This is a genomic window from Haemophilus sp. oral taxon 851 str. F0397, assembly GCF_000242295.1.
In the GTDB taxonomy this organism is placed as follows: Bacteria; Pseudomonadota; Gammaproteobacteria; order Enterobacterales; family Pasteurellaceae; genus Haemophilus.
The window spans coordinates 16633-29835 of record NZ_JH591084.1 but is presented as its reverse complement, the minus strand read 5'-3'; the positions used below and the strand labels follow the sequence as shown (position 1 = coordinate 29835).

At 39.5% G+C, this 13203-nt stretch carries 13 protein-coding genes and 3 tRNA genes; 7 read left to right on the top strand and 9 right to left on the bottom strand.

Translation table 11 applies throughout. The annotated features are described in order from the left end of the window. Positions 1-97 precede the first annotated feature (97 nt). From fusA to rpsL, 3 genes are all read right to left on the bottom strand, one after another. On the bottom strand, positions 98-2200 hold the full coding sequence (gene fusA / locus HMPREF9096_RS00005; protein WP_009501123.1) for an elongation factor G: 2103 nt from the start codon (positions 2198-2200) through the stop codon (positions 98-100). 82 nt (positions 2201-2282) lie between these two features. Then, complete coding sequence (gene rpsG, locus HMPREF9096_RS00010) at positions 2283-2753, bottom strand: 30S ribosomal protein S7 (protein ID WP_005626581.1); 471 nt, start codon at positions 2751-2753, stop codon at positions 2283-2285. A gap of 157 nt (positions 2754-2910) precedes the next feature. Continuing rightward, entirely contained in the window at positions 2911-3285 is a 375-nt protein-coding gene (rpsL, locus tag HMPREF9096_RS00015) for a 30S ribosomal protein S12 (protein ID WP_005543325.1), read from the bottom strand. Between the two features lie 269 nt (positions 3286-3554). On the opposite strand from rpsL, the gene HMPREF9096_RS00020 reads away from it, so the two are divergent. Both HMPREF9096_RS00020 and dusA read left to right on the top strand, forming a co-directional pair. Continuing rightward, positions 3555-4931, top strand: a complete 1377-nt coding sequence (locus HMPREF9096_RS00020) for a chloride channel protein (RefSeq protein WP_009501116.1) — start codon at positions 3555-3557, stop codon at positions 4929-4931. Between the two features lie 11 nt (positions 4932-4942). After that, a complete protein-coding gene (gene dusA / locus HMPREF9096_RS00025; protein ID WP_032803651.1) occupies positions 4943-5926 on the top strand; it encodes a tRNA dihydrouridine(20/20a) synthase DusA in 984 nt (327 codons plus the stop codon). A 53-nt stretch (positions 5927-5979) separates the two neighbouring features. On the opposite strand, the gene HMPREF9096_RS00030 is transcribed toward dusA, so the two are convergent. Further along, positions 5980-6270 carry a YfcZ/YiiS family protein gene (locus HMPREF9096_RS00030; protein WP_005665629.1) on the bottom strand — a complete coding sequence of 97 codons (291 nt, stop codon included), beginning with the start codon at positions 6268-6270 and terminating at the stop codon, positions 5980-5982. A gap of 22 nt (positions 6271-6292) precedes the next feature. Next, the gene (trpS, locus tag HMPREF9096_RS00035; protein WP_005636075.1) at positions 6293-7297 is read right to left on the bottom strand and encodes a tryptophan--tRNA ligase; all 1005 of its coding nucleotides are present in this window, start codon (positions 7295-7297) and stop codon (positions 6293-6295) included. Between the two features lie 128 nt (positions 7298-7425). Between trpS and hflD the strand changes: the two genes are divergently transcribed. The 5 genes from hflD to glmU all read left to right on the top strand — a co-directional run bounded on the left by hflD (position 7426) and on the right by glmU (position 12154). Next, the gene (gene hflD / locus HMPREF9096_RS00040; RefSeq protein WP_009501113.1) at positions 7426-8043 is read left to right on the top strand and encodes a high frequency lysogenization protein HflD; all 618 of its coding nucleotides are present in this window, start codon (positions 7426-7428) and stop codon (positions 8041-8043) included. Positions 8044-8065: 22 nt separating this feature from the next. Next, a complete protein-coding gene (purB, locus tag HMPREF9096_RS00045; protein ID WP_032803648.1) occupies positions 8066-9436 on the top strand; it encodes an adenylosuccinate lyase in 1371 nt (456 codons plus the stop codon). Positions 9437-9707: 271 nt separating this feature from the next. Further along, positions 9708-10199 (top strand): 50S ribosomal protein L10, encoded by a 492-nt coding sequence (gene rplJ / locus HMPREF9096_RS00050; RefSeq protein WP_005626605.1) that lies wholly within the window; start codon positions 9708-9710, stop codon positions 10197-10199. 54 nt (positions 10200-10253) lie between these two features. Beyond that, complete coding sequence (gene rplL / locus HMPREF9096_RS00055; RefSeq protein ID WP_009501111.1) at positions 10254-10625, top strand: 50S ribosomal protein L7/L12; 372 nt, start codon at positions 10254-10256, stop codon at positions 10623-10625. A 158-nt stretch (positions 10626-10783) separates the two neighbouring features. Then, positions 10784-12154 (top strand): bifunctional UDP-N-acetylglucosamine diphosphorylase/glucosamine-1-phosphate N-acetyltransferase GlmU, encoded by a 1371-nt coding sequence (gene glmU / locus HMPREF9096_RS00060; RefSeq protein WP_009501110.1) that lies wholly within the window; start codon positions 10784-10786, stop codon positions 12152-12154. 39 nt (positions 12155-12193) lie between these two features. Here the strand turns inward: glmU and HMPREF9096_RS00065 are convergent, their stop codons facing one another. The 4 genes from HMPREF9096_RS00065 to HMPREF9096_RS00080 form a co-directional block, all read right to left on the bottom strand. Further along, a complete protein-coding gene (locus HMPREF9096_RS00065) occupies positions 12194-12505 on the bottom strand; it encodes a DUF5389 family protein (RefSeq protein ID WP_009501109.1) in 312 nt (103 codons plus the stop codon). Between the two features lie 97 nt (positions 12506-12602). Next, a tRNA-Arg gene (locus HMPREF9096_RS00070) sits at positions 12603-12679 on the bottom strand. Positions 12680-12735: 56 nt separating this feature from the next. Further along, positions 12736-12812: transfer RNA gene (locus HMPREF9096_RS00075), tRNA-Arg, on the bottom strand. A 20-nt stretch (positions 12813-12832) separates the two neighbouring features. Next, a tRNA-Ser gene (locus tag HMPREF9096_RS00080) sits at positions 12833-12927 on the bottom strand. Between the last annotated feature and the right edge of the window lie 276 nt (positions 12928-13203).

Here is a 13203-nt window from a genome sequence, read left to right as displayed (position 1 = left end):
CGGTTTTGTACGTTCAAATTTTTCTTTAGACATTGCTAATGTTTCCTAAGAAGTGCGGTATAAAACAATCATGTTTTACACCGCTGGTTTACAAAAATTATTTTTTACGCGCTTCAATTACTGCAGCTGCAACACTTGTTGGAGCTTCAGCATATTTTAACGGTTCCATTGAGTATGATGCACGACCTTGAGTTTGTGAACGTAAGTCTGTTGCATAGCCGAACATTTCTGAAAGTGGAACTTCAGCATCGATCTTAACAACGAACTCATTCGCTTCTTGACCGTTCACCATAGCACGACGACGGCTTAAGTCACCAATTACATCACCAACATATTCAGGTGGAGTTTCAACTTCAACTTTCATAATTGGCTCAAGTAATACTGGGTTTGCTTTTGCGAATGCTGCTTTGAATGCTAAAGATGCAGCAAGTTTAAACGCTAACTCAGATGAGTCCACATCATGGTATGAACCGAAGTGTAAACGTACACCAAGATCAACTACTGGGTAACCCGCTAATGGACCAGATTTAAGCTGTTCTTGGATACCTTTATCAACCGCAGGAATGTATTCACCAGGAATTACACCACCTTTGATTTCATTTACAAATTCGTAACCTGGGCCTTCTGGATCTAATGGATATAAGTCAATAACAACGTGACCATATTGACCACGACCACCAGATTGTTTTGCGTGTTTACCTTCCACATCATTAACACGAGTGCGGATAGTTTCACGATAAGATACTTGTGGTTTACCGATGTTAGCTTCCACTTTAAACTCACGTTTCATACGGTCAACGATGATATCTAAGTGTAACTCACCCATACCAGAAATAATGGTTTCGCCAGATTCTTCATCAGTGTGAACACGGAATGAAGGGTCTTCTTGAGCAAGACGACCTAATGCTAAGCCCATTTTTTCTTGGTCAGCTTTAGTTTTTGGTTCTACCGCAACAGAGATTACTGGCTCTGGGAATTCCATACGCTCAAGGATGATAGGTGCTTCAATTGCACATAATGTATCACCAGTAGTTACATCTTTTAAGCCGATAGCAGCTGCGATGTCACCTGCGCGAACTTCTTTAATTTCTTCACGTTTGTTAGCGTGCATCTGTACGATACGACCAAAACGTTCGCGTTTTTGACGTACAGAGTTTAATACTGTGTCACCAGAATTAATAACACCAGAATATACACGGAAGAAGGTTAAGTTACCTACGAATGGGTCAGTTGCAATTTTGAATGCTAATGAAGAGAATGGTTCTTCATCGCTTGCGTGACGCTCACCTTCAGTTTCATCAAGGTTGATACCTTTGATCGCCGGAATATCAGTTGGTGCCGGTAAGTATTCAACAACGGCATCCAGCATAGCTTGAACACCTTTGTTTTTGAACGCAGAACCACAAGTTACTAAGATGATTTCGTTTGCTAATACACGTTGACGTAATGCAAGTTTGATTTCTTCTTCAGAAAGATCTTCACCGCCAAGGTATTTTTCCATTAATTCTTCAGATGCTTCAGCCGCTGCTTCAACAAGGTTTTGACGCCATTCTTCGCAGTCTGCTTGCATATTTGCAGGTACATCTTCATAGGTGAAGGTCATACCTTGGTCAGCTTCGTTCCAGTTGATCGCTTTCATTTTGATCAAGTCAACAACACCAGTGAAGTTATCTTCTGCACCAATTGGAAGTTGAAGAGGAACTGCGTTAGCGCCTAAACGAGTTTTCAATTGCTCAACTACGCGTAAGAAATTTGCACCAGTACGGTCCATCTTGTTTACGAACGCAATACGTGGCACTTGATATTTATTAGCTTGACGCCATACAGTTTCAGATTGTGGTTGAACACCACCAACCGCACAGTAAACCATTACCGCACCATCAAGAACACGCATAGAACGTTCTACTTCAACAGTAAAGTCTACGTGTCCTGGAGTATCGATAACGTTGATGCGGTGTTGTTGGAACTGTTGTGACATACCAGACCAGAATGCAGTTGTTGCCGCAGAGGTAATGGTAATACCACGCTCTTGTTCTTGTTCCATCCAGTCCATCGTTGCTGCACCATCGTGCACTTCACCGATTTTGTGGCTAACACCAGTATAGAATAAGATACGCTCAGTAGTAGTGGTTTTACCCGCATCAATATGCGCACTGATACCGATATTACGATATCTTTCAATAGGGGTTGTACGAGCCATTATTATAACCTTGTTTATTTAATATCAGTTTATATAAGGGTAAGGCTTCATCAATGATGAAGCCCTTTAAATTCAAAACTTATTACCAACGGTAGTGAGCAAATGCTTTGTTAGCTTCAGCCATGCGGTGAACATCTTCACGTTTTTTCACTGCTGCACCTTTATTATCTGAAGCATCAGATAATTCGTTTGCAAGGCGTAAAGCCATTGATTTATCACCACGTTTACGTGCTGCTTCAACGATCCAACGCATACCTAATGCGTTACGACGTACAGGGCGCACTTCAACTGGTACTTGGTAAGTAGAACCACCAACACGACGAGATTTAACCTCAACAGTTGGACGTACGTTTTCAAGTGCAACTTCAAACGCTTCTAAAGGCTCTTTACCTGTGCGTTGTGCTAAAGTTTCTAAAGCACCATAAACGATTGATTCAGCAACGGATTTTTTACCGTCTACCATGATTACATTAATAAATTTTGCAAGTAATTCTGAACCGAACTTCGGATCTGGAAGAATCTTGCGTGCTTCAACACTACGACGACGTGGCATTGCGAATTTCTCCGTATTTTAATCTTCAGGATATCCAAAACCCATCAGCAATATTTCTCATTGAGAAAATTTGCAGCGCAAAGCGCTTTTTGACTGGAGTTTATGGTTTAAATTGTTTTGCTAATTTAGACGTTTGGCCTTACTTAACGGAGAACCATTAAGCTTTAGGGCGTTTAACGCCGTATTTAGAACGACCTTGTTTACGATCTTTAACGCCTGCGCAGTCTAATGCACCGCGTACTGTGTGGTAACGCACACCTGGTAAGTCTTTAACACGACCACCACGGATTAATACAACACTGTGCTCTTGAAGGTTGTGACCTTCACCACCGATATAAGAAGTTACTTCAAAACCGTTAGTTAAGCGGATACGACATACTTTACGTAACGCTGAGTTTGGTTTTTTAGGAGTTGTAGTATATACACGAGTACATACACCACGTTTCTGCGGGCAAGCCTCTAATGCAGGAACGTTGCTTTTTACAACCTTTTTCACACGCGGTTTGCGTACTAGCTGGTTGATAGTTGCCATTAAAAAAGCTCCAGTTTAAATGTTATTCAATAATAGAATGTTGTTCAAAAAATCTACTTCCATACAGAAATAGACGGCGAATTTTAATCGTTCTGAGGTTTGTTGTCAATAATTAAACAGCGCCAAAGATCCGCGAAAGGATCTTTGGTTGCGTACAAAAAACGTTTTCAAAATTCACCGCACTTTTTTATTCAAAATACCAAACCAATTGCCCCAGCGAAATGACAGTTTTATAATTTCTACTTAATTAGTATTAAATTACAATCATTATGTTACGCTCGCTCAAATTTCACTTACGCTATTTCTTCCATAAAAAGCTACGCCAAACACACAGAATTTCCCACAAAAGTTTAGAATTTATCTGCCTAATTATAGGTGCAACATTTGTCTCACTCTTTTCATTTGGCTTTGCGAAATTATCTGATCTTGGCCTAGAATTAAACGCTCATTGGTCATCTCAATATCCTATTGCGGTTTGGTTTGTGTTACCCCTTGGCATGGCTTGCCTGACTTGGTTTACGAAAAAATATACTCCCTATGTAGGAGGAAGCGGTATTCCGCAAGTCATTGCATCAATTAATCTTCCTCATAGTAGCTATAAAACCAAATTAGTTGAATTCAGCCAAACTATTTGGAAAATTCCTCTTACCTTTTTGGCTATGCTTATCGGTGCATCAGTTGGGCGTGAAGGTCCATCAGTACAAGTTGGCGCAGCTGTCATGCTTGCATGGGGAAATTATTGTAGAAAACATAATTTAGCGTTTAGAGGATTAAGCACCAATGAATTACTTGCCACAGGTGCAGCAGGTGGGCTTGCAGCAGCCTTTAATGCACCTTTGGCAGGAGTGATATTTGCGATTGAAGAACTCGGGCGTGGTGTAATGTTACGTTGGGAACGACGAGTATTGATCGGGGTATTAGCTGCTGGTTTTATTCTTGTCGCGATTCAAGGAAACAGCCCTTATTTTCCAAGTTATCAAGGGGCAACATCTGTTTCTTATCTCTATCTTTGGCTTACAATTTGTGGAGTGGTTTGTGGCATTCTAGGTGGCATATTCGGACGACTATTAGCAAAAGGTCTCGCAGGATTATCACCTGAAAAATGGCGTGGCTGGGTTCGCCAACATCCTATTTATATTGCTTCATTATTGGGTTTAGTGCTTGCTGCACTCGGCAGTTACACTCACGGACAAACTTATGGTACTGGCTATAAGGTTGTTGCGCACGCTTTAGAAGGGCAAGCTATAGAGCCTGAAATTGGCATCCTTAAACTTTTGGCAACGGTAACCACTTATTGGAATGGTATTGCTGGTGGTATCTTTACCCCATCACTAACAACGGGAGCAGGCATTGGCGCAATGCTTTGGGATCTCAGTGGCGGCATGATCGATCAACGTTTTTTAGTGATTTTATGTATGGCGGCGTTTTTAGCTGGCGGTACACAATCACCAGTTACAGCCAGTGTTGTTGTAATGGAAATGACAGGCGCACAACCCGTTCTCATTTGGCTCTTGATTTCCAGCATTATTGCATCCATAATCTCGCGCCAATTTAGCCCAAAACCATTTTATCACTTTGCTGCAGGCCGTTTTCGCCAGCAAATGCAATCTCGCCAAGCTGAAGAATTACGCAGCAAAACCGAATAAGAGAAATAAAAATGCCTCAAAATCTACCGCACTTTTACCGCGGCCGTTTTTCTGTTGCGCCAATGTTAGATTGGACAACGCGCCATTGTCGTTATTTTCATCGCCAATTTTCAAAGCATGCGCTACTTTACACTGAAATGGTCACAGCGCCTGCGATTATCCATGCCAAATACGATCACTTGGATTTTGATCTACAAGAAAATCCCGTTGCATTACAGCTGGGAGGAAGCGATCCTGAACAACTCAAATATTGTGCAAAACTTGCTGAGGAACGAGGCTATCACGAAATTAATCTTAATGTAGGATGCCCTTCTGATCGCGTACAAAATGGGATGTTTGGCGCTTGCTTAATGGCGAAAGCAGATTTGGTAGCAGACTGTGTAGAACAAATGCAAAGTGCGGTCAAAATTCCAGTCACGGTGAAAACGCGTATTGGCATTGATGAATTAGACAGCTATGAATTTTTATGTGATTTTATTGAAAAGGTTCAAGGAAAAGGTTGCCAAGAGTTTATTATCCACGCACGAAAAGCTTGGCTTTCAGGATTAAGCCCGAAAGAAAATCGAGAAATTCCGCCATTAGATTATGCTCGGGTGTATCAACTAAAACGTGATTTTCCACATCTAACTATCGCAATTAATGGCGGCATAAAAACCATTGAAGAAATGAAGCAACATTTGCAATATGTGGACGGTGTGATGGTTGGGCGAGAAGCCTATCAAAATCCAAGTTTACTTGGGCAAATTGACCAAGCCTTATTTGATCCTAACGCACCAATTGTTACCGCACATAAAGCAGTACTGTCAATGCTTCCTTATATTGAGCAAGAACTTAGCCAAGGCATACACCTTAATCATATCGTCCGTCATATGTTAGGCGCATTCCAAAATTGCAAAGGCGCTCGTCAATGGCGACGCTATTTAAGCGAAAATGCGTTTAAACAAGGCGCAGGAATTGAAGTGGTTGAAACCGCCTTAAGCTTTGTAGAAAGCTAATCCTAAAAACAAAATAAGCCGCAAAAGTGCGGCTTATTTTTTAGCTATTTTTCTTACGCAATACGCATTTGAAAAATCACCAATTCAGCTTGGCAACAGAAAGTAAAATCTGCCTTTAATAAATAACCATCATCCACTTTTGTAATTTCAGATTGAATTTCACAAGGTTCACTTTCTACATCACGCGCTTTCTGAGTAAAAAATGCGAGCGCTTCTTGCGCTTGTTCCTCACTGTCATAAACATATTCAATAACCTGACTACAATCACGATTATCGAAAAGTGATTTCATATCAAATGTGTTACAACCTACACATTCAATCGGTTTTTCAGTTTGAATTGCCATAATATTATCCCTTTTATTCAGATTATTTTGCAGCAACAAAACCTACTGCTTCATACACTTTCGCCAAGGTTTCTTGCGCTTTTGCACGAGCTTTTTCCGCACCTTGTCGTAAGATATTATCTAATAAAGCTTCATCATTACGATATTGATGGAAACGTTCTTGTAAACCAGCAAGTAAAGTTGATACTTCATCCGCTACTGCTGTTTTTAAATGTCCGTACATTTTACCTTCAAATTCTTTTTCAAGATCAGCAATTGGCTTATCCGTAACCGCAGAAAGAATATCTAAAAGATTGGATACCCCCGCTTTATTTTGCACGTCATAACGAACAACAGGCGGCTCATCTGAATCTGTTACGGCACGTTTAATTTTCTTCGCCACAGATTTTGGATCTTCCAAAAGTGTCACTACATTGTTGCGGTTATCATCTGATTTTGACATTTTCTTTTCAGGATCTTGCAATGACATAATACGTGCACCTGCTTTTCCAATGAAAATTTCAGGAATGGTGAAAATATTGCCATAAAGCGCATTAAAGCGGTTTGCAATATCACGCGTAATTTCTAAGTGTTGTTTTTGGTCATCGCCGACAGGCACACTTTTTGCTTGATAAAGTAAAATATCCGCCGCCATTAACACAGGATAATCAAACAAACCTACGTTAATATTTTCTGCATAACGCGCTGATTTATCTTTGAATTGCGTCATTCGGCTCATTTCACCGAAATAGGTGTAGCAGTTTAACACCCAGCTTAATTGCGTGTGTTCTGGAACGTGAGATTGAACAAAAATAGTACTTTTATTTGGATCAATTCCGCACGCCAAATAAAGTGCAAGCACATCAAGCGTTGCTTTGCGAAGGGCAACAGGATCTTGACGCACAGTGATCGCATGTAAATCAACTACGCAGAAAATACATTCATAATCCTCTTGCATTTTCACCCAGTTGCGCAACGCGCCCAAATAATTTCCGATAGTTAATTCACCAGAAGGCTGCACGCCACTAAAAACAATTGGTTTTGCCATAATCAATCCTTAATACCTTAAAACTGTTCGCACATCATACCAGAAACTCTAGGCTTTTTTAATGTTCGAGTTCAAAAGCTAGGTTAAAAATGCTATATTTAACGGAAACGTTTTCCTAATATTTTCTAATGAAAAACTACCACGATATTGTTCTTGCCCTTGCTGGAGTGTGCCAATCAGCAAAATTGGTTCATCAACTTGCAACAGAAAGTCGAGCTGATTCAGATACATTTTTAACCGCACTTAATAGCCTTTTCATTACCCAACCACAACGAATCGAAGATGTTTTTGGTGGCGAAGTTCGTCATTTAAAATTAGGTCTAGACACCTTAATTCACCAGCTCAATGCACAAGGCGATCAAAATTTAACTCGCTATTGGTTAAGCCTTTTGGCGTTAGAAGGAAAATTATCGAAAAATCCCGATGCCAAACAAACATTGGGAAATCGAATTTCTCGCCTAAAAGAACAAGAAATTCATTATGCTCGCGATAGTGAAACAATGCTATCTATAATGGCGAATATTTACAGCGACGTTATTAGCCCATTAGGCAAAAAAATTCACATCCTAGGCTCACCTGATTATTTGCGACAAGAACTCGTGCAAAATAAAATTCGTGCAGTTTTACTTGCTGGCATTCGCTCTGCCGTGCTGTGGAAACAAATGGGCGGAACAAAATGGCAAATTTTATTTTTCCGCAGAAAATTACTTGCCACCGCAAAACAGATTTATTCTTCTATTTATTAATACAATTCTGGAGCAAACATTTATGCAACTCTCTACACTGACCGCACTTTCCCCTCTTGATGGTCGTTATCAAGATAAAGTAACTCCATTACGCGCTATTTTTAGCGAATTCGGGTTAATGAAATTCCGTGTAGCTGTGGAAGTTCGTTGGTTACAAAAATTAGCTTCAACGGCAGAAATTACCGAAGTACCGCCATTTTCTACGCAAGCAAATGCTTTTTTAGATGGAATTGTGACTAATTTTAATGAGACAGATGCTGCGCGTATTAAAGAAATTGAGCGTACAACCAATCACGATGTGAAAGCCGTTGAGTATTTTCTGAAAGAGAAAATTCAAAATGAAGTAGAACTAGCAAATGTTTCCGAATTTATTCACTTCGCTTGCACCTCAGAAGACATTAACAACCTCTCTCACGCATTAATGTTAAGCACCGCTCGTGATGAAGTGATTTTACCAGAATGGCAAAAACTGATTGATGAAATCACTCGTCTTGCAGAAGAATATAAAACGATTCCATTACTTTCTCGCACACATGGCCAACCAGCGTCACCAAGCACCGTGGGCAAAGAAATGGCGAATGTCGTTTACCGTCTAAAACGTCAATTTAAACAACTCCAAAACGCGGAAATCTTAGGTAAAATCAATGGTGCGGTAGGTAACTACAATGCGCATTTATCAGCATATCCTAATATTAATTGGCATAAATTCAGTGAAGAATTTGTTACTTCATTAGGTATTCAATGGAATCCTTATACCACGCAAATTGAACCGCACGATTACATCGCTGAATTTTTTGATGCTGTAGTACGCTTTAATACCATTATCATTGATTTTGATCGTGATTTATGGGGATACATTGCATTAAATCACTTTAAACAACGAACTATTGCTGGCGAAATCGGTTCTTCAACCATGCCACATAAAGTCAATCCAATTGATTTTGAAAACTCAGAGGGCAATCTAGGCTTAGCGAATGCAGTAATGACCCATTTAGGTCAAAAATTACCAATTTCTCGCTGGCAGCGTGACTTAACGGATTCAACCGTATTGCGTAACTTAGGCGTAGGATTAGGTTATTGTTTGATCGCTTATGCTTCAACACGCAAAGGCATTAGTAAACTTGAAGTAAATCAACCGCACTTATTAGAAGAACTCAATCAAAACTGGGAAGTTTTGGCTGAACCAATTCAAACCGTAATGCGCCGCTATGGAATAGAAAAACCTTACGAAAAATTAAAAGAATTGACGCGAGGTAAACGAGTGACAGAACAGGCTATGCGTGAATTTATTGATAAGTTGGATATTCCACAAGAAGAAAAATTACGTTTACAAAAATTAACACCCGCTACTTATATTGGGGCTGCAGTGGAATTAGTAGAGAAACTATCATAGGAATTTGGCTCTTTTTCCAACAATATTCTTTACAAGAACATAGCTTTTCTCTATAATCCTGCGCCTGTGTTAGTCAATCTAACAAATTTCTGGTTGGTGCTTGACCTATTCAAGCCCCATCCAAGACCGTAGGGGAGTAATCTTAATTATCCTACGTAGATGGTGAACAGAATAAGAATTTTTCTTGCTTCTGGGCGCCGAAGTCATCCTAGTCTTAGGATTAGGTAAATTAATTCCGAGCAATCGGAGTGTATTCAGGAGCTAAAAGCCAATGGCATTAAATCTTCAAGACAAACAAGCAATTGTTGCTGAAGTAAATGAAGCAGCCAAAGGTGCACTTTCAGCAGTAATCGCGGATTCTCGCGGTGTAACTGTTGAGAAAATGACTGAATTACGTAAATCAGCACGTGAAGCTGGCGTTACAATGCGTGTAGTTCGTAATACTTTATTACGTCGCGCAGTTGAAGGCACAGATTACGAATGCTTAAAAGATACGTTTGTAGGTCCAACACTTATCGCGTTCTCTAACGAACACCCGGGCGCAGCTGCTCGTTTGTTCAAAGAGTTTGCTAAAGCAAACGATAAGTTTGAAATTAAAGGTGCAGCCTTTGAAGGTAAAATCCAAGATGTTGAATTCTTGGCAACATTACCAACTTACGAAGAAGCGATTGCACGTTTAATGGGCACAATGAAAGAAGCTGCAGCAGGCAAACTTGCTCGCACCTTCGCGGCATTACGCGACAAATTACAAGAAGCAGCTTAATCATTAAGCGTTTCTTACTTCATCTAACTTTATTTATTTTAGGAATTGATTGTTATGTCATTAACTAACGAACAAATCATTGAAGCGATTGCTTCAAAAACTGTAACTGAAATCGTTGAATTAATCGCAGCGATGGAAGAAAAATTCGGTGTTTCAGCAGCGGCAGCAGTAGCAGCAGCTCCAGCAGCAGGCGGCGCAGCGGCAGCAGAAGAAAAAACTGAATTCGACGTAATTCTTGCAGCAGCTGGTGCTAACAAAGTAGCAGTAATCAAAGCAGTACGTGGTGCAACTGGTTTAGGCTTAAAAGAAGCTAAAGATTTAGTTGAATCTGCTCCAGCAGCATTAAAAGAAGGTGTTTCTAAAGAAGAAGCTGAAGCACTTAAGAAAGAATTAGAAGAAGCTGGTGCACAAGTAGAAATTAAATAATTTCTATTTTAACCACTTTAAAATTCAGAAAACCGATGGGAAACCATCGGTTTTTTCCTATCTAAAAAGCCGTAACTTCCTTCATTTAAAAACTTATCATCTTCTCCTTTCTACGATAAAATATTTCCCATTATTACTGATAAATAAAGAGAAAATCTATGACTACAAAAGCATTAAGTGCGGTAATTTTAGCAGCCGGAAAAGGAACGCGCATGTATTCCGATTTACCAAAAGTACTACATACAATAGCTGGTAAACCAATGGTAAAACATGTAATTGATACTGCTCATCAATTAGGCGCAGAAAATATTCATTTAATCTATGGCCACGGTGGAGACTTAATGCGTAGCCATCTTGCAAATGAACAAGTAAATTGGGTATTACAAACAGAACAACTTGGTACTGCACATGCAGTTCAACAAGCGGCACCTTTCTTTAAGGATAACGAAAATATTGTTGTACTTTACGGCGATGCTCCATTAATAACTAAAGAAACATTAGAAAAGTTAATTAAAGCAAAACCAGAAAATGGCATTGCATTGCTTACCGTAAATTTAGATAACCCAACAGGCTATGGGAGAATTATCCGTGAAAATGGCAATGTTGTAGCAATTGTAGAACAAAAAGATGCAAATGCTGATCAACTAAATATTAAAGAAGTAAATACTGGCGTTATGGTATCCGATGGTGCAAGTTTCAAAAAATGGCTAGCTCGTGTAGGCAATAATAATGCTCAAGGCGAATATTACTTAACGGATCTGATTGCTCTCGCAAACCAAGATAATTGCCAAGTTGTTGCGGTACAAGCAACAGATGTGATGGAAGTTGAAGGTGCAAATAATCGCTTACAATTAGCCGCACTTGAACGTTATTTCCAAAATAAACAAGCCTCCAAACTATTACTTGAAGGCGTAATGATCTACGATTCCGCTCGCTTTGACCTACGTGGAACATTAGAGCATGGAAAAGATGTGGAAATCGACGTTAATGTTATTATCGAAGGTAGTGTTAAACTCGGCGATCGCGTAAAAATTGGCGCAGGTTGCGTATTGAAAAATGTTGTTATTGGAAATGATGTAGAAATAAAACCCTATTCAGTGCTAGAGGATTCTGTAGTGGGAGAAAAAGCCGCAATCGGTCCATTTTCTCGTTTACGCCCAGGTGCAGAACTCGCAGCTGAAACACATGTCGGTAACTTTGTAGAAATTAAAAAATCTACCGTTGGTAAAGGTTCTAAAGTAAATCACCTAACCTATGTTGGCGATTCAGAAATCGGCTCAAATTGTAATATTGGTGCGGGCGTCATCACCTGTAACTACGATGGTGCAAATAAATTTAAAACGATCATCGGTGATGATGTGTTTGTTGGATCGGATACACAATTAGTCGCGCCAGTAAAAGTCGCAAATGGCGCAACTATTGGTGCTGGTACAACAATTACACGTGATGTTGGAGAAAATGAATTAGTGATTACACGAGTTCCTCAACGCCATATTCAAGATTGGCAACGACCAACAAAGAAAAAATAAAATAGCATAAAAAATCCTACGTTTTATCGTAGGATTTTTTTATAAACCGATTTTACAAATCGTGATTAAAACTACATAAAAAATAACCGCACTTAATACCAATAATTTAAAAGCCAATTTAGGCTTTCTCTGATGTAGGCGATATAAAATTCGAGCTACCACCGCAAGAATAATAGGATAAATCCAAAAAAATATTGAGAATAAATTAACTTGCCAAGTTTCCAAGTTTGAATTTTTCTCAAATGTAGTGGAAAGCAACAGAGCCATCGGACATAACAATACAGGAGCACAAAAAACAGCTAATCCCCAAGAAAATAAACTAAAGCCACGAGGCAAAGATTGTCTTGTCATAATTTAAAAATTTTACAAACAAAAGATAATTACAATATAACAAATACTGTGATTATTAGAAAGTAATTGGAAATCTATAGACTTGAATAAAGTGAAATGGCGCACCCGAAAGGATTCGAACCTTTGACCGCTCGGTTCGTAGCCGAGTACTCTATCCAGCTGAGCTACGGGTGCGTAGACGATGCTTTAATTATTCATAACCACTTTAATAAGATAGAGCCGTTTTAAAATGGCGCACCCGAGAGGATTCGAACCTCTGACCGCTCGGTTCGTAGCCGAGTACTCTATCCAGCTGAGCTACGGGTGCAGAATAAATAAAACAAACAATGGCGGTGAGAGAGGGATTCGAACCCTCGATGGAGCTTTTTAACCCCATACTCCCTTAGCAGGGGAGCGCCTTCAGCCTGCTCGGCCATCTCACCACAATCGGTGTGAGCGGTATAATACGTTTTTTAGAAAATATGTCAAACCATTTTTTGAAAAACATACCTGTTTGAATATTTTATCTACACATTAAATATATTATTGAATAAAAATCTACTTATCATTCAAAAATACTAAAATCTTAGATATTGTTTCCCGTCTTAATTCATCTTACTCAAATAACACCTCATGTTTAGAATTTAGTGCTGTTAATGCCCCCTCGTTCTATTATTAAAAAAAGAACCGCACTTTTTGAAGTGCGGTTATATTTCTAA

Bases quoted from the DNA above. Each gene is read 5' to 3' on its own strand.
- fusA (WP_009501123.1), bottom strand. From the start codon at position 2,200: ATGGCTCGTACAACCCCTATTGAAAGATATCGTAATATCGGTATCAGT.
- rpsG (WP_005626581.1), bottom strand. From the start codon at position 2,753: ATGCCACGTCGTCGTAGTGTTGAAGCACGCAAGATTCTTCCAGATCCG.
- rpsL (WP_005543325.1), bottom strand. From the start codon at position 3,285: ATGGCAACTATCAACCAGCTAGTACGCAAACCGCGTGTGAAAAAGGTT.
- HMPREF9096_RS00020 (WP_009501116.1), top strand. From the start codon at position 3,555: ATGTTACGCTCGCTCAAATTTCACTTACGCTATTTCTTCCATAAAAAG.
- dusA (WP_032803651.1), top strand. From the start codon at position 4,943: ATGCCTCAAAATCTACCGCACTTTTACCGCGGCCGTTTTTCTGTTGCG.
- HMPREF9096_RS00030 (WP_005665629.1), bottom strand. From the start codon at position 6,270: ATGGCAATTCAAACTGAAAAACCGATTGAATGTGTAGGTTGTAACACA.
- trpS (WP_005636075.1), bottom strand. From the start codon at position 7,297: ATGGCAAAACCAATTGTTTTTAGTGGCGTGCAGCCTTCTGGTGAATTA.
- hflD (WP_009501113.1), top strand. From the start codon at position 7,426: ATGAAAAACTACCACGATATTGTTCTTGCCCTTGCTGGAGTGTGCCAA.
- purB (WP_032803648.1), top strand. From the start codon at position 8,066: ATGCAACTCTCTACACTGACCGCACTTTCCCCTCTTGATGGTCGTTAT.
- rplJ (WP_005626605.1), top strand. From the start codon at position 9,708: ATGGCATTAAATCTTCAAGACAAACAAGCAATTGTTGCTGAAGTAAAT.
- rplL (WP_009501111.1), top strand. From the start codon at position 10,254: ATGTCATTAACTAACGAACAAATCATTGAAGCGATTGCTTCAAAAACT.
- glmU (WP_009501110.1), top strand. From the start codon at position 10,784: ATGACTACAAAAGCATTAAGTGCGGTAATTTTAGCAGCCGGAAAAGGA.
- HMPREF9096_RS00065 (WP_009501109.1), bottom strand. From the start codon at position 12,505: ATGACAAGACAATCTTTGCCTCGTGGCTTTAGTTTATTTTCTTGGGGA.